This is a genomic window from Sphingomonas sp. DBB INV C78 (genome assembly GCF_042693015.1).
Lineage (GTDB): Bacteria > Pseudomonadota > Alphaproteobacteria > Sphingomonadales > Sphingomonadaceae > Sphingomonas_E.
The window spans coordinates 4,992,538-5,009,456 of record NZ_CP170544.1; the positions used below are offsets into that span (position 1 = coordinate 4,992,538).

The 16,919-nt window shown below is 66.0% G+C and carries 14 protein-coding genes; 6 read left to right on the top strand and 8 right to left on the bottom strand.

The window, feature by feature from the left end:
• Positions 1-71 precede the first annotated feature (71 nt).
• Positions 72-1,979: an acetyl/propionyl/methylcrotonyl-CoA carboxylase subunit alpha gene (locus ACFB49_RS23845; RefSeq protein WP_380874351.1), complete on the top strand. Its 1,908-nt coding sequence runs from the start codon at positions 72-74 to the stop codon at positions 1,977-1,979.
• Between the two features lie 118 nt (positions 1,980-2,097).
• Positions 2,098-2,553 carry a MaoC family dehydratase gene (locus tag ACFB49_RS23850; RefSeq protein ID WP_380874352.1) on the top strand — a complete coding sequence of 152 codons (456 nt, stop codon included), beginning with the start codon at positions 2,098-2,100 and terminating at the stop codon, positions 2,551-2,553.
• Positions 2,554-2,556: 3 nt separating this feature from the next.
• Here the strand turns inward: ACFB49_RS23850 and ACFB49_RS23855 are convergent, their stop codons facing one another.
• The 3 genes from ACFB49_RS23855 to ACFB49_RS23865 form a co-directional block, all read right to left on the bottom strand.
• On the bottom strand, positions 2,557-3,207 hold the full coding sequence (locus ACFB49_RS23855) for a glutathione S-transferase family protein (RefSeq protein WP_380874353.1): 651 nt from the start codon (positions 3,205-3,207) through the stop codon (positions 2,557-2,559).
• Positions 3,208-3,223: 16 nt separating this feature from the next.
• Entirely contained in the window at positions 3,224-4,891 is a 1,668-nt protein-coding gene (locus tag ACFB49_RS23860) for an MFS transporter (protein WP_380874354.1), read from the bottom strand.
• A gap of 220 nt (positions 4,892-5,111) precedes the next feature.
• Positions 5,112-6,008 (bottom strand): enoyl-CoA hydratase, encoded by an 897-nt coding sequence (locus ACFB49_RS23865; protein ID WP_380874355.1) that lies wholly within the window; start codon positions 6,006-6,008, stop codon positions 5,112-5,114.
• A gap of 138 nt (positions 6,009-6,146) precedes the next feature.
• Here ACFB49_RS23865 and ACFB49_RS23870 point away from each other — a divergent pair, with 138 nt between their 5' ends.
• The gene (locus ACFB49_RS23870; RefSeq protein WP_380874356.1) at positions 6,147-7,118 is read left to right on the top strand and encodes an aldo/keto reductase; all 972 of its coding nucleotides are present in this window, start codon (positions 6,147-6,149) and stop codon (positions 7,116-7,118) included.
• Positions 7,119-7,152: 34 nt separating this feature from the next.
• On the opposite strand, the gene lldD is transcribed toward ACFB49_RS23870, so the two are convergent.
• Together lldD and ACFB49_RS23880 are read right to left on the bottom strand one after the other, a co-directional pair.
• Positions 7,153-8,295: an FMN-dependent L-lactate dehydrogenase LldD gene (lldD, locus tag ACFB49_RS23875; RefSeq protein ID WP_380874358.1), complete on the bottom strand. Its 1,143-nt coding sequence runs from the start codon at positions 8,293-8,295 to the stop codon at positions 7,153-7,155.
• Between the two features lie 28 nt (positions 8,296-8,323).
• The gene (locus tag ACFB49_RS23880) at positions 8,324-8,605 is read right to left on the bottom strand and encodes a hypothetical protein (protein WP_380874359.1); all 282 of its coding nucleotides are present in this window, start codon (positions 8,603-8,605) and stop codon (positions 8,324-8,326) included.
• Between the two features lie 93 nt (positions 8,606-8,698).
• Here ACFB49_RS23880 and msrB point away from each other — a divergent pair, with 93 nt between their 5' ends.
• The 3 genes from msrB (at position 8,699) to ACFB49_RS23895 (ending at position 10,441) form a co-directional block, all read left to right on the top strand.
• On the top strand, positions 8,699-9,148 hold the full coding sequence (gene msrB / locus ACFB49_RS23885) for a peptide-methionine (R)-S-oxide reductase MsrB (RefSeq protein ID WP_380874361.1): 450 nt from the start codon (positions 8,699-8,701) through the stop codon (positions 9,146-9,148).
• On the top strand, positions 9,145-9,651 hold the full coding sequence (gene msrA / locus ACFB49_RS23890; RefSeq protein ID WP_380874363.1) for a peptide-methionine (S)-S-oxide reductase MsrA: 507 nt from the start codon (positions 9,145-9,147) through the stop codon (positions 9,649-9,651). Before msrB ends, msrA begins: the two co-directional genes overlap by 4 nt.
• 145 nt (positions 9,652-9,796) lie before the next feature.
• The gene (locus tag ACFB49_RS23895; protein ID WP_380874364.1) at positions 9,797-10,441 is read left to right on the top strand and encodes a glutathione S-transferase family protein; all 645 of its coding nucleotides are present in this window, start codon (positions 9,797-9,799) and stop codon (positions 10,439-10,441) included.
• 150 nt (positions 10,442-10,591) lie between these two features.
• On the opposite strand, the gene nagE is transcribed toward ACFB49_RS23895, so the two are convergent.
• From nagE to ACFB49_RS23910, 3 genes are read right to left on the bottom strand one after another with little or no spacing between them, the layout of a single operon-like run.
• Complete coding sequence (gene nagE / locus ACFB49_RS23900) at positions 10,592-12,292, bottom strand: N-acetylglucosamine-specific PTS transporter subunit IIBC (protein ID WP_380874365.1); 1,701 nt, start codon at positions 12,290-12,292, stop codon at positions 10,592-10,594.
• Positions 12,292-14,748, bottom strand: coding sequence for a phosphoenolpyruvate--protein phosphotransferase (gene ptsP, locus ACFB49_RS23905; RefSeq protein WP_380874367.1), 2,457 nt, complete (start codon positions 14,746-14,748; stop codon positions 12,292-12,294). Before ptsP ends, nagE begins: the two co-directional genes overlap by 1 nt.
• The gene (locus ACFB49_RS23910; protein WP_380874369.1) at positions 14,745-16,871 is read right to left on the bottom strand and encodes a family 20 glycosylhydrolase; all 2,127 of its coding nucleotides are present in this window, start codon (positions 16,869-16,871) and stop codon (positions 14,745-14,747) included. Before ACFB49_RS23910 ends, ptsP begins: the two co-directional genes overlap by 4 nt.
• Positions 16,872-16,919: the final 48 nt, after the last annotated feature.

Here is a 16,919-nt window from a genome sequence, read left to right on the forward strand (position 1 = left end):
TTTGCCCCTCCACCATGCTTCGCATGGTCCCCCTCCCCGAGACAAGCTCGGGGAGGAACTAGGAAGTCAGCATGATCACCTCCCTCCTCATCGCCAATCGGGGCGAGATCGCCTGCCGGGTCATCCGCACCGCGCGCGCCATGGGCATCCGTACCGTCGCCGTCTATTCGGATGCCGACGCGAACGCGCTCCACGTCCGCCAGGCGGATGAGGCCGTGCATATCGGCCCGTCGCCGGCGCGCGAGAGCTATCTGGTCGGCGACAAGATCATCGCTGCCGCCAAGGCGACCGGCGCCGAGGCGATCCACCCCGGCTACGGTTTCCTCTCCGAAAACGCCGCCTTCGCGCAGGCGGTGATGGATGTGGGGCTGGTCTGGGTCGGCCCCATGCCCGCAAGCATCACGGCCATGGGGTTGAAGGACGCCGCCAAGAAATTGATGCGGGATGCCGGCGTCCCCACCACCCCCGGCTATCTGGGCGAGAATCAAGACCCCGACCGGTTGAAGGCGGAGGCCGACGCGATCGGCTATCCCGTCCTGATCAAGGCGGTCGCCGGTGGCGGCGGCAAGGGGATGCGGCGCGTCGATGCGGGCCAGGATTTCGCCGACGCGCTCCTCTCCTGCCAGCGCGAGGCGGCGTCCTCGTTCGGCGACGATCGCGTGCTGATCGAGAAATATATCCTGTCGCCCCGTCACCTCGAGGTGCAGGTCTTCGGCGACAAACACGGCAACATCGTCCACCTGTTCGAACGCGATTGCTCGCTCCAGCGCCGCCACCAGAAGGTGATCGAGGAAGCCCCCGCGCCCGGCATGGACGAAGCGACCCGCGAAGCGATCTGCGGCGCGGCGGTGCGGGCGGCGCAGGCGGTCGATTATGTCGGCGCCGGCACCATCGAATTCATCGCCGATGCCTCAGAAGGGCTGCGCGCGGACCGCATCTGGTTCATGGAAATGAACACCCGCCTCCAGGTCGAACATCCCGTGACCGAGGAGATCACCGGCCAGGATCTCGTCGAATGGCAACTCCGCGTGGCGAGCGGAGAACCGCTGCCGAAGAAGCAGGATGAACTTTCGATCAATGGCTGGTCCGTCGAGGCGCGGCTTTATGCGGAAGATCCGGCGAAGGGTTTTCTGCCGAGCGTGGGGCGGTTGGATTATTTAGCTTTGCCCAATAGCGAGCGGATCGAAACCGGTGTCGAGGAGCGTGACACGATTTCCCCCTTCTACGATCCGATGATTGCCAAGGTGGTATCCTGGGGCGAGACCCGGAAGGATGCCATTGCCGGCCTCGCCAATGCCTGCGGAACAATCGAGTGCGAGCCGGTCAAAACCAACGCCTGGTTTCTGAAACGCCTGCTTGAGAGTGGGGAGTTTGCCGACGGCAATGTCACTACCGGCTTCATCGGTGAGCATATCGATAGTCTGTGTGAAGCCCCGCAGCCGTCCAATGCGCTGCTGCAATATGCGGCGGATGATCTTGCTTTCCGTGGCGAGCACATGCTCGATAAGTGGGGAAGCCCACTCTTTGAACTTACGCGCGCCCGCTTCGGCTTCCGGCTCAACGCGCCGGCCGCACGCCAGGTTCGCATGTCGGTGGATAGTCAGCCGGCGGATGTCGAAGTCGGCGATCACGCCCTCTGGTATGATACGCGACGCACCTCAGTGCAGGACGGCCGCAAGACCATCTACTTCGAGGATGGCGCCGCTTTCGTGGTCGAACCTGACCGCACCGAAGGCAAGGGCGGCGCCGGCGCCTCCGACGGCTCCATCCTCTCACCCATGCCCGGCCGGATTGTCTCGGTTGATGTCACTGAAGGACAAACCGTCACCAAGGGCCAGAAACTCGTCGTCCTCGAAGCGATGAAGATGGAACAGGCGCTGATCGCGCCCTTCGACGGCAAGGTTGTCGAACTGAAAGCCGTGGCGGGTGCGCAGGTCGCCGAAGGTGTCACGCTTGTCCGCGTGGAGAAGAGCGAATAATTCTTCGTCACCCTGAACTTGTTTCAGGGTCCACCGTGCCGCATGTGCCGTCCTCGCAAGTTGAGGAGTGGACCCCGGAACAAATCCGGGGTGACGATAATGTTGGGGGAGGCGTCAGGTGGCAGGTCGTTGGTTTGAGGAATGGCAGGTCGGCGATCGCGTCGTCCATGAAATCCGTCGCACGGTGACGGAGACCGATAACCTCCTTTTCTCGACGATGACCCACAATCCGCAGCCGCTCCACATCGATGCGGAATTTGCGAAGGCCAGCGAGTTCGGCCAGATCCTTGTCAACGGCACCTTCACCTTCGCCCTGATGGTGGGTCTGTCGGTGCAGGAAACCACGCTCGGCACGCTGATCGCCAATCTCGGCTATGACAAATTGGTAATGCCCAAGCCGGTCTTCATCGGCGATACGATGCGCGCGGAGACCGAGATCGTGGAACTGAAGGACAGCAAATCGCGTCCGGATGCCGGCATCATCACCTTCCGCCACGAACTCTGGAACCAGCGCGACGAGGTCGTCTGTCGCTGCCTGCGGATGGCGCTGATGAAGCGCAAACCGGTCGCTTAATACTCACCCGCTAGCGGAAGCCGCGAAAACCGCCAATTTATCGGCGAAGGCCCGCTGATATGCGGGCCGTGCCTCGCCGCGGGCGATGTAGGCGCACAGATTCGGATAGTCCTCCAGCAGGCCCGATCCGTTCAGCCTGCGCAGCACCGTCACCATCATCAGGTCGGCGGCGCTGAACGCGCCGTCCAGCCATTCGCCGTCGCCAAGCCGGGCGGATAATTGATCCAGCCGGGCGCGGACTTGCTTGTCCAGCATCGGCAGCCGTTCCGCGTACCAGCTCTTGTCCCGTTCCAGGATCGTTGCCATCGATCGATCGACGATCGGCGGCTCCACCGTGTTGAGTGCCGCGAACATCCATGTGATCGCGCGCGCCCGCGCATTGGCATCGTCGGGCAGCAGGCCCGCATGCTGCTCCGCGATATGGAGTATGATCCCGCCGGATTCGAACAGCACCAGTTCGCCTTCCTCCCAGGTGGGGATCTGGCCGAACGGATGCAGCGCCAGATGTGCGGGCTCCTTCATCGCCGCGAAGGAGAGCAGGCGGACGTCATAAGGCTGGCCGACTTCTTCCAGTGCCCAGCGCACGCGCATGTCGCGCGCCAGCCCGCGGCCGCGATCGGGTGAGCTTTCGAAGGCGGTGATCGTGGGGATCATGGCGGGCTCCGCTCTCCTAATCGTCGATGCTGCGTTTGTAGGTTTCCGGCAGGAACAGGAAGCCCGCGACCAGCGTGATCGCGGCCACCACGATTGGATACCAGAGCCCGTAATAGATATCGCCTGTCGCCGCGACCATCGCGAAGGCTGTGGTCGGCAGGAAGCCGCCGAACCAGCCATTGCCGATATGATAGGGCAGCGACATGCTCGTGTAGCGGATGCGGGTCGGGAACAGTTCGACGAGCAGCGCCGCGATCGGGCCATAGACCATCGTCACATAGAGGACGAGGATGGTGAGGACGACCACCACCATCACCTTGTCGATCTTCGCGGGATCGGCCTTTTCGGGATAGCCGGCGGCGTCGAGCGCGGCCTTCAACTGGCCCTGGAAATCCTTGATCGCCTCTGCCCGGTTCGCCCCCGCGGCAAGCTCGGGATCGACTGAGGCGATCGTCATGTCGCCGATCGTCACCCGCGCCACGCTACCCGCCGGCGCCTCGACATTGGTGTAGGAAACCCCCGCCTTCGCCAGATAGGATTTGGCGATGTCGCAGGATCGGCTGTCGAACTTGTTCTTGCCGACCGGATCGAACTGGACCGAGCAATCCGCGGGATCGGCCGTCACGCTGACCGGGGACGAATGCTGCGCGGCGTAGAGCGCCGGATTGGCCGATTTCGACAGCGCCTCGAACAGCGGGAAATAGGTAAGCGCGGCCAACGCGCAGCCCGTCAGGATGATCGGCTTGCGGCCGATGCGATCCGAAAGCCAGCCGAAGAAGACGAAGGCCGGCGTCGCGAGTGCCAGCGCGATCGCGGTCAGGATGTTGGTTGTCGCGCCATCCACCTTCAGCGTCTTTTCAAGGAAGAACAGCGCGTAGAACTGGCCCGTGTACCAGACGACCGCCTGTCCCGCGACGGCACCGACGAGCGCGATGATGACGACCTTCAGATTGCTCCACTGGCCGAATGCCTCGGTCAGGGGTGCCTTCGATGTCTTGCCCTCGTCCTTCATCTTCTGGAAGACGGGGCTTTCGGAAAGCTGGAGCCTGATCCACATCGAAACCGCCAGCAGCAGGATCGAAACGAGGAACGGCACGCGCCAGCCCCAGTCCGCAAAGGCCTCCTCGCCGACGGCGTAGCGCACGCCGATCACCACCAGCAAAGCCGCAAACAGCCCCAGCGTTGCGGTGGTCTGGATGAAGCTGGTGTAAAGCCCGCGGCGGTTGTTGGGGGCATGTTCGGCCACATAGGTCGCCGCCCCGCCATATTCGCCGCCCAGCGCCAGGCCCTGCAGTAGCCGCAGCAGCACCAGTGCGACCGGTGCGACGACACCAGCCGACGCATAGCTCGGCAGCAGGCCGACCAGGAAGGTCGAAAGGCCCATGATCCCCATGGTGACGAGAAAGGTGTTCTTGCGCCCGACCAGATCGCCGATCCGCCCGAACACCAAAGCCCCGAACGGCCGCACCGCAAAGCCCGCCGCGAACGCCGCCAGCGCGAAGATGAACCCCGTCGTCTCGTTCACTCCCGAGAAGAATTGCGCGGTGATGATCGTCGCGAGCAGGCCGTAGAGGTAGAAATCATACCATTCGAACACCGTGCCCAGCGACGAGGCGGCGATCACCAGCTTCTCGCTCTGCGTCGCTTCGTGCTGCTTGGGCAGGTCGTCCGATACGCTCGCCATTCGTCACTCCTCCCGCCGGGCGCGCTGGATCGCGCCTCGTGGGGAGAGAGCTAGCCGGAAAGCGTTGCCGCGCGAAGGGGGAGCACGCACGCTCAAAACAAAACTCGTCATGCTGAACTTGTTTCAGCATCCACCGTGCCACAAACGAGGACCGCGCAGGTGGAGGAGTGGACCCTGAAACAAGTTCAGGGTGACGATGGAGATTGAGTGTCGCGAGCGGCTACTCCTCTCCCGCCGCCGCCTTGTTCGCCGCCGCCATCGACTTCGCATCCAGCCCGCCCAGGCTGTTCGCCGCGATCATGTCGTTCTGGGCGTGGGCGAAATGGTGCATGTGGAAATGCGCATCGGTCGCCGTCCGCTTGCCCCTCAGATCCTCGACATGGTTGAGCGCCTGCTTGGTCAGCCAGTTGCCCAGCCGCGACCGCGTGGCGAGTTCATCGGCGATCGCCTTCACATCGGCATCCAAGGTCGCACGGGTCGACAGCCGGTTGACCATGCCGAACTGGTACGCCCGCTCCGCCGGCATGCGTTCGCCGAGCAGGATGAACTCCTTGGCGATGCGCGGCGGCAGCTCGAACCCGTGGGCGAAATATTCGACGCCGGGTATGCCCATGCGGCCGACGGGGTCCTGGAAGAAGGCGTCGTCGGTCGCGACGATGATGTCGCACACCCAGGCCAGCATCAGCCCGCCGGCGATGCACGCGCCCTGCACTGCGGCGATGGTCGGCTTCGGGATGTCGCGCCAGCGCCGGCACATGCCGATATAGACCTCATGTTCGCGCGTGTAGAGGAACTCGGCGGCCGGCTTGTTAGTGTGATCGGGCACCATATGTACCCGGTCCCAGCTTTTGGTCACGTCGCGGCCCGGCGTGCCGATGTCGTGGCCGGCGGAGAAATGCTTGCCTTCGCCCTTCAGTACGATCGCGCGGATCGCATCGTCGTCGGTCGCGCGGCGGAAAGCGGCGTCCAGCGCATAGGTCATCTGGCTGTTCTGCGCATTGTTGAAGCGCGGCCGGTTCATGATGACATAGGCGACCGCGCCGTCCGTCTCGTAACGCACCGGCTCGTCGGTTTCATAGGCCACGTCCGCCGTCTTGGGTTGTACCAGGTCGTCCATGCTGCCCTCGTCGGAATTTGCGTATGCCGTGCGGCGATCAATGCCCGATTATCGCTATCATGGCCGCCATGCACCATCGAAATGCGTAGTCGATTGTCCAAATGAGTCGTATATCGCGGACAAACAAGGAGGATGCCCATGCTGGACAAGGTGAAGCTGAACCATACCGACCTCGACGTCAGCCGACTCTGCTACGGCACCAACATGTTCGGCACTGCGATCGATCAGAATGCGGCGGACGCCATCCTTGATCGCTTTGTCGAACTCGGCGGCAATTTCATCGATACCGCGCGCGGCTATGGCGATTGGGTGCCCGATGTTCCCAAGGGCGCCAGCGAACGGACGATCGGTGATTGGCTGAAGCGCCGCGGCCGCGATGGGATCGTCGTCGCCACCAAGGGCTGCATGGTCGATCTGCGTGTCGGCGACTGGCGCAACCGCGTCACGCCCGAGGATCTGGAAAGCGACCTCACCGAAAGCCTCGATCATCTTGGGCTGGCGACGATCGATCTCTACTGGCTCCACGCCGACAACCCGCAAGCGCCCGTGCAGCCGATCATCGATGCGCTGATCGGCCACCAGAAGGCCGGCCGCATCCGTTATTTCGGCGCCTCCAACTGGTCGCCCGAACGCATCCAGGCCGCGCAGGTCTATGCGAAGTCGATCGGCCATCAGGGCTTCGTCGCCGTCCAGCCTTATTGGGGCCTCGCCAAGCCTAACCCCGAAGGCCAGGCGGCGCAGGGCTATGGCCAATATTATGAGGACGGTTTCGCCGCGGTCCATGGCGATCTCACCATGATCCCCTATTCCAGCCAGAGCCGCGGCTTCTTCGCCAAGATCGAGGCGAGCGGCGAGGCCGATCTGCGCGGCGATCTCGCCCAGATGTATCTGAACGACACCAACCGCGCCCGCCTGGCCGCCGCACGGGCCGTCGCGAAGCGCCACGGCGTCAGCACCAACGATGTGGCGCTGGCCTATCTGGTCAACCAGCCGCTGCCGACCGTGCCGATCGTCGGCGCAAGCAGCCCTGCGCAGATCGCGGAGGCGGTGGCTGCGGCGAAGATCACCCTGTCCCCGGCCGAACTGGCGGAACTCGACGTGACAGCCTGACCTAAGATCCTCCCCGAGCTTGCTCGGGGAGGAATTAATCCGCCAAAATATCCCGCCCGATCGCCTTCACGTCGGTCACCCCCGTCAACGCCATCGCGACGCGCATTTCGGCTTCGATAAGCTGGAGGAGGTGGGCCACCCCCGCCTCCCCGCCACCACCCAGCGCATAGGCCCAGGCGCGGCCGAGCAGCACGCCCTTCGCGCCCAGCGCCAGCATCCGCACCACATCGAGGCCCGATCGCACGCCGCCGTCGACCAGCACGGTCAGGCGTTCGCCCACCGCATCGGCGATCGGCGGCAGCGCCCGCGCGGAGGAAAGCACGCCATCCAACTGCCGCCCGCCATGGTTGGAAACGACGATCCCGTCCGCGCCGAAATCCGCCGCCGCCCGCGCATCGTCAGGGTCGAGGATGCCCTTCAGCACCAGCGGCCCGTCCCAATTCTCGCGAACGAAATCCAGATCTTTCCAGGTGACGGCCGGGTCGAAATTGCTGCCTATCCAGCCGAAGAAGTCGTTTAGCCCCGATTTCTTCCCCAGCACCGGCGCGACATTGCCGAGCTGGTGGGGCCGCCCGTTGATGCCCACGTCCCAAGCCCAGCGCGGCCGCATCGCCGCCTGACCGAAACGGCGAAGGCTCCCCATCGGCCCCGGCGCGCCGGCCAGCCCTGAATGAAAATCGCGATAGCGCGTCCCCGCCACCGCCATGTCGAGCGTGAAGACGAGGGCGGAGCAGCCCGCCGCCCGCGCCTGATCCAGCAGGTCGCGCATGAAACCGCGATCGCGGACCATATAGAGCTGGAACCAGATCGGCGCGGGGCTGGCCTTTGCCACCTCCGCCAGCGGACAGACCGAAACCGTCGACAGCGTGAACGGTATCCCCGCCGCTGCCGCCGCGCGTGCTGCCAGCGTCTCGCCGCGCCTGCCATACATGCCCGAAAGCCCCACCGGACCCAGCGCCACCGGCATCGCCATGTCATGGCCGAACAGTCTGGTGCCAAGCTCGATCCGCGAAACGTCCGCCATCACCCGCTGGCGCAGCGCCACCGCCTCCAGGTCGGCGACATTCCGTTTCAAGGTCACCTCGGCATAGCTGCCGCCGTCGATATATTCGAACAGGAAGCGCGGCAGCCGCGCCTTGGCAAGCGCGCGGTAATCGAGCGCGGATGCGGCCTTCATGTCACTCTCCCCGGCTTTGGCACGGAGCCTAGGGAGCGGGAGGGGCGGGGGCAACCGGCGTCTCGGTCAGCTCCACCACCTCGAACACATGGCTTTTCCACCCGCGCTGCCTTGCGGCGTCCGCGGTGGCCGCCTTCTTGGCGGTGGCTTCCTTGAGCGATTTCGCATGCCCCCAGAACACTTCGGTGCGGCCGTTGCCAAGCTCTGCGACGATCCGCCAATAATGGGTGAAGGGCGAAGACGTCGGCCCGATCGTCTTCACATATCCGTCGGGCATCGTGGCCGTGAGGTAGCGTTTCTTCTTCGCCATGGTGCCATGGGCGATAACCGATTTTCCTGGTCCGCGCCCCCGTGGAAATGGCCGAACCGCATCCCCACATAGGCGCGCGAAACGGAGGTGCGCATGACCGAATATCGCAAGACGGCCGAGGCCGTCGCCGCTCTGTCCCCCGAAGAGTATCGCGTGACGCAGGAAAGCGGCACCGAACGGCCCGGCACGGGGAAATATCTCTACAACAAGGAACCGGGCATCTACGTCGACATCGTTTCGGGCGAGCCGTTGTTCGCCTCGTCCGACAAATATGAATCCGGCTGCGGCTGGCCGAGCTTCACCAAGCCGATCGAGCCCGCGAACGTGGCCGAACTGCGCGACACCACGCATGGCATGATCCGAACCGAGGTGCGCTCCGCCAACGGCGACAGCCATCTCGGCCATGTGTTCGACGATGGCCCGCGTGATCGTGGGGGCTTGCGCTATTGCATCAATTCGGCGTCGCTGCGCTTCGTCCATCGTGATCAGATGGCGGCGGAAGGTTACGGCGCCTATCTCGATCAGGTGGAGGAAGTGGCATGACTCAGGAAACCGCAATCCTTGCTGGGGGCTGCTTCTGGGGCGTCCAGGATCTGGTGCGCAAGCTGCCCGGCGTGATCTCCACCCGCGTCGGCTATTCGGGCGGGGACGTGCCCAACGCCACCTATCGTAACCATGGCAGCCATGCCGAGGCGATCGAGATCATCTTCGATCCCGACGTCACCAGCTTCCGCGCGCTGCTCGAATTCTTTTTCCAGATCCATGATCCGAGCACCAAGAACCGCCAGGGCAATGATGTCGGCACCAGCTATCGCTCGGCGATCTTCTATACCAGCGAAGATCAGCGGCAGGTGGCCGAGGATACCATCGCCGACGTCGATGCCTCCGGTCTGTGGCCCGGCAAGGTGGTGACCGAAGTGACGCCGGCCGGCGACTTCTGGGAAGCCGAGCCCGAGCATCAGGATTATCTGGAGCGCCTTCCCGACGGCTACACCTGCCACTTCGTCCGGCCGGGCTGGAAGCTGCCACACCGCGCCGTCGCCTGATCCCCGCGAGCGGAGCCGGCGTCTGAAAGGGCGCGGGCTCCGCTAACGGGCCGTCCCTTGTGCGAGAGCGCCATCAAATGGCCGGCCCGCATTGTCGGTCTGAATAGCCGCATGTTAGCCCGCCCCGTCATCAGGGGAGGGACGGATGCTGAAGCTCTATGGCGCGCCCGGCGCCTGTTCGATCATTCCGCACATCGCACTGGAAGAGGCCGTCGCCGACTATAGCGTCCACTATGTCGACTATGCCGGTGGCGAGAACCGGACGCCCGATTTTCTCGCGATAAGCCCGCTCGGCCGCGTGCCGGTGCTGATGACGGAGCAAGGGCCGCTCACCGAAAATCCGGCGATCCTGTCCTATATCGCGATGCTTTATCCCGGGGCCGGCCTTGCGCCGCTCGACGACCCATTCGCCTTCGCGCGGGTGCAGGCGTTCAACCTCTTCATCGCCAGCAATATCCACACCGCCTTCCGCCAGATCCTCTTCGCCGACACTTTTGCCGATGGCGAAGCCGCCGCCGCCGCGCTTCGGGCAAAGGTGCCCGCGCTTGCCGACCGCTATTTCGCGATCATCGAACGCGGCCTCGCCGACGGCCGGCGCTTCGTCCATGGCGACGCCTTCACCATCTCGGACATCTATCTGTTCGCTTACGCCAATTATCTCCGCTTCGGCGACCGCGGCGATGCCGCGCGCCTGCCGCTGATCCTGGCCCATCGCGCCCGCGTGCGGGAACGCGCCGCAGTCGGCCGCGTGCTGGCGGCGGAGGGTCTGGCCGAAGCGTGGATGGATTAGCGCTGGCTGCCAAAATCGTCACCCCGGACTTGTTCCGGGGTCCACAGGGCGACAAGCGCAAACCTTCATGAGGGTGTCGACGCTGGGACTTGAGCCGCTGACCGGTGCGCCTGCGTTGCAGTGGATCCCGGAACAAGTCCGGGATGACCATCAGGAAGCGAGAGCGGAAACTGTCGCCAGCAGCCGCTCCTCCCCTCCCGGTGGGCAGAGCAGGTGAATACGATGGGGGGCGACCGTGGCCACGGGGCGACCGGTCGCGCCAGCCAGCGCGGCAAGATCCGCAGCGCCTGCATCCTTCAGCGTCACGCGGACGCGGCCGGCGCGGGCGTCGGCGGCGATGATATTGGCTGTGCCGCCCAGCAGCGTCCGCAGATCGACCGCCGGAGCAGGCGCCGTCACTGCAGCCGGCCGCGCCAGCCCGGCGCGGATCTCGCCCGCCACCTGATCGGCGATCGGCCCCAGCACCACCTGCATCCCGCCGGCATCGAGCCGGAGCACGCCGCGCGCGCCCAGCGCCTTCAGCGCCGCTTCGTCGACCTTTGCCGGATCGGCCAGCACCAGCCGCAGCCGCGTCGTGCAGGCATCCACCTTGGTGAGGTTCGCCGCCCCGCCAAGCGCCGCGATGAAGCCCGAAGCGCGATCGCCTGTCGGCATCACGGCCGACGCAGCCCCCGCCTCCACCGGCTCCCGCCCCGGCGTCTTCAGGTCGAACCGGCGGATGCACCAGGCGAAGGAGAAATAGTAGATCGCGAAGTAAGCGGCGCCGATCGGCAGCAGCATCAGCGGCCGGGTCGCCAGCCCATAGTTCATTAGATAATCAAACAACCCTGCCGAAAAGCCGAAGCCCAGCTTCACGCCCAGCAAGTCCATCAGCGCCATCGCCACGCCGGTCAGCACCGCATGAAGCGCGTAGAGCAGGGGGGCGAGGAAGATGAAGGTGAACTCGATCGGTTCGGTCACGCCGGTCAGGAAGGATGTCAGCGCAAGGCTGAGCAACATCCCGCCCACCGCCTTGCGACGCTCGGGCAGCGCGGTGCGATAGATGGCGAGGCAGGCCGCGGGCAGGCCGAACATCATCACCGGAAAGAAGCCCGACATGAACGATCCCGCGCTCGGATCGCCAGCGAAGAAGCGCTTCAAATCGCCCGTCGCGCCATTGAAATCGCCGATGATGAACCAGGCGAGATTGTTGATGATGTGATGCAGCCCGGTGATGATCAGCAGACGGTTGAGCGCGCCATAGAGGAACAGGCCGACGCTGCCCGCGCCCACCACCCATTCGGACAGCCGCGCCATGCCCGCCTCGATCCACGGAAAGCCCAGTCCGAACAGCAATGCGCCGACAAGCCCCGCGCAGCCCGCGGCGATCGGCACAAACCGCCGACCACCGAAGAAAGCGAGATAATCCGGCAACTTGATGTTGGAATAACGGTTGTAGAGCCAGCCCGCGGCCAGCCCGGACAATATGCCGGCGGGCACGCTTAGCGCGCCAAGTTCCTTGGCCTTCCACGCCGCCGCAGCGAGATCGCGCGCGGCTTGCTCCGCAAAGATGGCGGTCGTCTCGGGCGGCACCGTCAGCAGCGATTTCGCGCCCTCGATCGTGACGAGATAGGCGACCACGCCCGCCAACCCCGCCGCGCCGTGATTTTCACGCGCCAGGCCGACCGCGAGGCCGGCGGCGAACAGCAGGCCGAGATTGGCGAAGATCGCGTCGCCCGCCGCAGCGATGAAGGGAATGCCGAGCAAGTCCGGCTGGCCGAGCCGCAGCAGCAGGCCGGCGACCGGAAGCACCGCGACCGGCAGCATCAAGGCGCGGCCGAGCGGCTGGAAGATGTCTAGGCGCAGGCGCATCATGCGGCCTCCCTGATCGCTTGGGCGGCGAGCGCGCGGACTTCGGCCGCCGAGGATGCGGCGAGCGCGCGGGTCGCGAGGGTGCGGCACTCACCGATGTCGAGCCGGCGGATCACCGCCTTCAAGGCGGGGATCGCGGCGGGCGTCGCCGAAAGTTCGTCCAGCCCCAGCCCGATCAGGATGGCGGCCGCCAGCGGCTCGCTCGCCATCCCGCCGCAGGTGCCGATCCAGCGCTTATGCTTGCGCGCTCCGTCCACGGCGGCGGCGATCAGGCGCAGCACCGCCGGATGCAGCCCGTCGATCATCGCCGCGGTCGCCGCATTGCCGCGATCGGCTGCCAGCGCATATTGGGTCAGATCGTTGGTGCCGATCGACAGGAAATCGGCGTTGGCCGCCAGCGTATCCGCCAGCATCGCCGCCGCCGGCGTCTCGATCATCACGCCCAGTGGCACTGCGGTCAGCCCGGTCTCCGCCAGTGCCTCGTCATAGACGGCGCGGGCGCGGGCGCACTCGGTCGCGTCCACCACCATCGGCAGCATGATCCGGCATTGCGCCGCGGGCACGCCGCGCAGGATCGCGCGGAATTGGGTTTTCAGAAGATCGGGCCGGGCCAGCGACAGCCGCACGCCACGCTGGCCGAGTGCGGGATTCTCCTCGGCCGGCATCGGTAGATAGGAAACGGGCTTGTCGCCGCCGATATCGAGCGTGCGCAGGATCAGCGGGCGGCCATCCAGTCGCCGGGCGATATCGGCATAGATGCCCGCCTGCTCGTCTTCGGAGGGCGGCTCGGCACGGTCGAGGAAGAGGAATTCGGTGCGCAGCAGGCCGCAACCCTCCGCGCCCGACGCCACCGCGCGGTCGGCCTCCTCGGGCATCGCAAGGTTGGCGAAGATTTCGATGCGGCTGCCATCCGCTGTCCGGCAAAGCTCGCTGGCTGCGGCCACATGGACGGCATGAAGCGCGCGGCCTTTCTCGACACGCTGGCGTGCTTCGGCCAGCGCCGCCTCATCGGGTGCGACGACAAGGCTCGCGGCATCTGCATCGACGATCATGGCGGTATCCGGCTGGATACCCAGCACCGCGTCACCCGCCGCGACGATCATCGGCACACCGGCCGATGCCGCCAGGATCGCGACATGCGATGTCGGCCCGCCGCGCGCCGTCACGATCGCCGCCAGCCGCGCCGGATCGAGCGCCAGGAATTGCGATGGCAGCAATTCGTCCGCGATCAGCACCGCGCCTTCGGGCAGTGTCGGGGCAGCGGCCGCCGTGCCGGTGATCGCCGCGATCACCTGCCGCTCGATATCCTTCAGGTCCGCCGCGCGCTCGATCAGCAGCCGGTCCCCCGTCGCCTCGATCGCCGCGATCTGCGCCCGCGTCGCGGCGCGCCAGGCAAAGCCCGCGCTCTTGCCCTGCGCGATCAGTTCCTGCGCCTTGGCTATAAGGTCGGGGTCCTCAGCGATCGCCTGATGCGCCAACGCGATCTCCGCGCCCTTGCCGTCCTTCGCTTCCGCCAGCCCCGCGCGCACCGCTGCCAGCGCTTCTTCCAGTGCGGTCCGTTCGGCTGACGCACCGTGGCCAACCTCGGCAACGACGATATCGGCGATGGCGAAGGGGAAGGCCGTGCCCACCGCAAAGCCCGGCGCTGCCGTCGTCGCTCCGCGCGGGGCAGGTACGGCCGCGACAGGTGCGGGCGGCTCGCCCGCCTCGCCCATGCCGCTTTCGATCAGTGCCGCCACCGTCGTCACCGCCGCCCGCGCATCCTCGCCCCGCGCCAGGATCAGCAGGCTGTCGCCATGGCGCAGGCCGAGGCCCAGCATCGCCACCGTGCTCCGCGCATTCGCGGTGCGCCCATGCGCGGCGAAGCTCACCTCCGCGCCGAACGGCTTCAGCGCCGCCGCGATCCGCGCTGCCGGCCGGGCATGGACGCCGTTCGCCATCGGGATGACGACCTCACACGATGCGCTGTCCTCGCTCGTCGGCGCCGCAGCCTGCGTGGCGCCGACCGCGCTCACCTCGAACAGCGGCGCGCCGGCCGCCACCGTGCCCGCGGCGAGCGCCGTCACGGCATAGCCCTCATTGGCGATCAGGATCGGGGTGACGAGGCTCTTGGCCCGCTCGGCCACCTCGTCCATCTCGAACCGGATCAGCGGGTCACCCGCCTTCACCGCCTGCCCGTCGGCAACCAGTGCAGCAAAGCCCTCGCCTGCCAGCGCCACCGTCTCCAGCCCGATATGGATCAGCAGTTCCGCGCCATTGGCGAGCTTCAGCGTCACGGCATGGCGCGTCGGCGCAACCATGATCACCGTCGCGTCGGCGGGGGCGCGGAGCACGCCCTCGATCGGATCGATAGCGATGCCGTCGCCCATCATCCGTTCGGCGAACACCGGGTCGGGCACCTCGTCGATCGGCATCGCCCAGCCGGCGAAGGGAGCGGTGAGCCGCACGACGTTCATTGCTGGCTTCCTTTGGGCGCGCCCTCAAGCTGGACGCTGTCGATCGCCCACATCGGGTCCGGCCCCCTGGCGGTGTAGGTGAAGCACAGATCGCGTGTGCCGGCCTGCGGTGCAATCGGCGCACGCAAGGTCGTCACCGCCGGATTGGCGACGGCAGGCGCCAGCGGCAGCGTCGCGATCTTCGGCCCCTCGCATCCGTCGATCCGCACCTCGACCTCGCCTTCCGGCGTGGCGGGCGGGCGGAAGCGGATTTTCTCCAGATCCTTGCCGATCTGGAAGTTGAACGGGATCTGGCCGACCTTGACTGCGATCGCCGTCACCCCATCCATCGCCGCTTTCTCATATTTCCAGCAGGGATTGAGGATGTCGGTCAGGAATATCGCCCGCGGCCCCGCGGCCGGCGCGTCATCCTCCAGATTGAGCACCACCTCGTCGGTGCAGGTCTTGAGCCGTGCGGGCGCCGGTTCCGTTTCGAACGCCGTCGTCGCCGCCTCCAGCCCCAGCGACTTCAGCCGGTCGAGCTGCGGCGCCAGTCGAGCCATGAAATCCTGATAGTTGCGGGTTCCCGCCGCCGACCAGCCCAGCTCCGCCACCGCCGATGCACGCGGGAACATCATCCACATCGCGCGCTGTTCGGTGCGGGCATGCTCGGTCCACAGATTGCCCTGCACGCCCAAAATATGCCGCTGCTGGTCGGCGGTCAGCGAGGCGGGCGCCGGCTCGAACGCATAAACGTCCGCCAAGCTGATCACCTGCCCGCGCCCCGGCGGTTCGTTGCGCCCCGTCCCCTGGCGATGGTTCAGATAGAGCGTCGGCGCGGGCGAAAGCACCGCATCATGCCCGGCCTGCGCGGCGGCGACGGCGCCATCGATGCCGCGCCACGACATCACCGTGGCGTTGGGCGCAAGCCCGCCTTCCAATATCTCGTCCCAGCCGATCAGCCGCCGGCCATGCTTGTTCAGGAACAGCTCGATCCGGTGGATGAACCAGCTCTGCAGGCCATGTTCGTCCTTGATCCCCAGCTCGCGCATCCTGGCCTGGATCTTCGGGCTGGCCTGCCACTGGTCCTTCACCGCCTCGTCGCCGCCGACATGGATGTAGGTGGACGGGAACAGAGCCATGGTCTCGGTCAGCACATCCTCCAGAAAGCTGAAGGTGCTGTCATCGACATTGTAGAGCCAGGGGAAGACGCCCCAGTCGCTCTCGACGCCCGGCGGCAAGGGCGGCCCGACGCCGAGTTCAGGATAGGCGCGGATCGCCGACACGGCATGGCCCGGCATCTCGATCTCGGGAACGATGGTGATCGCGCGCGCTGCCGCATAGGCGACGATCTCGCGCACCTCATCCTGGGTGTAGAAGCCGCCGGTCTTCGGCAGCGTCGGCGCGCCAGGCGCGGAGGCGGGCGTCCGCCAGCCGCTCACCTCGGTCAGTTTCGGATATTTCTTGATCTCGAGCCGCCAGCCCTGATCGTCGACCAGATGCCAGTGCAGCGTGTTGAGCTTGTGCGCGGCCATCCAGTCGATCAACTGCTTCACGAAAGCCGGCGACTGGAAGTGCCGCGCGCTATCCAGCATCAGCCCGCGCCAGGCGAAGCGCGGGGCATCGTCGATGCGGATGGATGGTATGTCCAAAACCCCGTCACCCCGGCGAAGGCCGGGGTCCATGGCTCTCTCCGATTTCACCGCCGCTTCTTTGTCGAAAGAGCCATGGGCCCCAGCCTCCGCTGAGGCGACGGTTGCAAGCTGCCAAAGGGTGATCGCGCCATAGAGCAGGCCGGCATCGTCGTTGGCGGTTATCGTCACACCCTTGGCGCCGACCTCCAGACGATAGGCTTCCTTCGCCAAGCCCTTCGTCCGCACGAAGCTGATCGCGCCAGCGGAGCCGATCGCCGGCCGCAGACCCAGGTTCGTGAAAAGCAATTCCCCTAGCCGTTCGGCAGCATTGCGCGCACCGGCGTCGCCGGCCGGCACGCTGATCGCCGTCCGCGCATCCAGCCGGAAACTCCCCTCTGCGGGCGCGATCGAGCGGGGAAGCGGCAGCAGGGCGGGGGTGGCCCAGGCCGGCAACGGGCTGGCCGCGATCAGCAATGCGGCGATGCGGGGAAGCGGGCGGTTTCGGAACACGGGCGCGGCTACCCCGGAATAAGGAAATGGGCCGGGATGTTACACCCG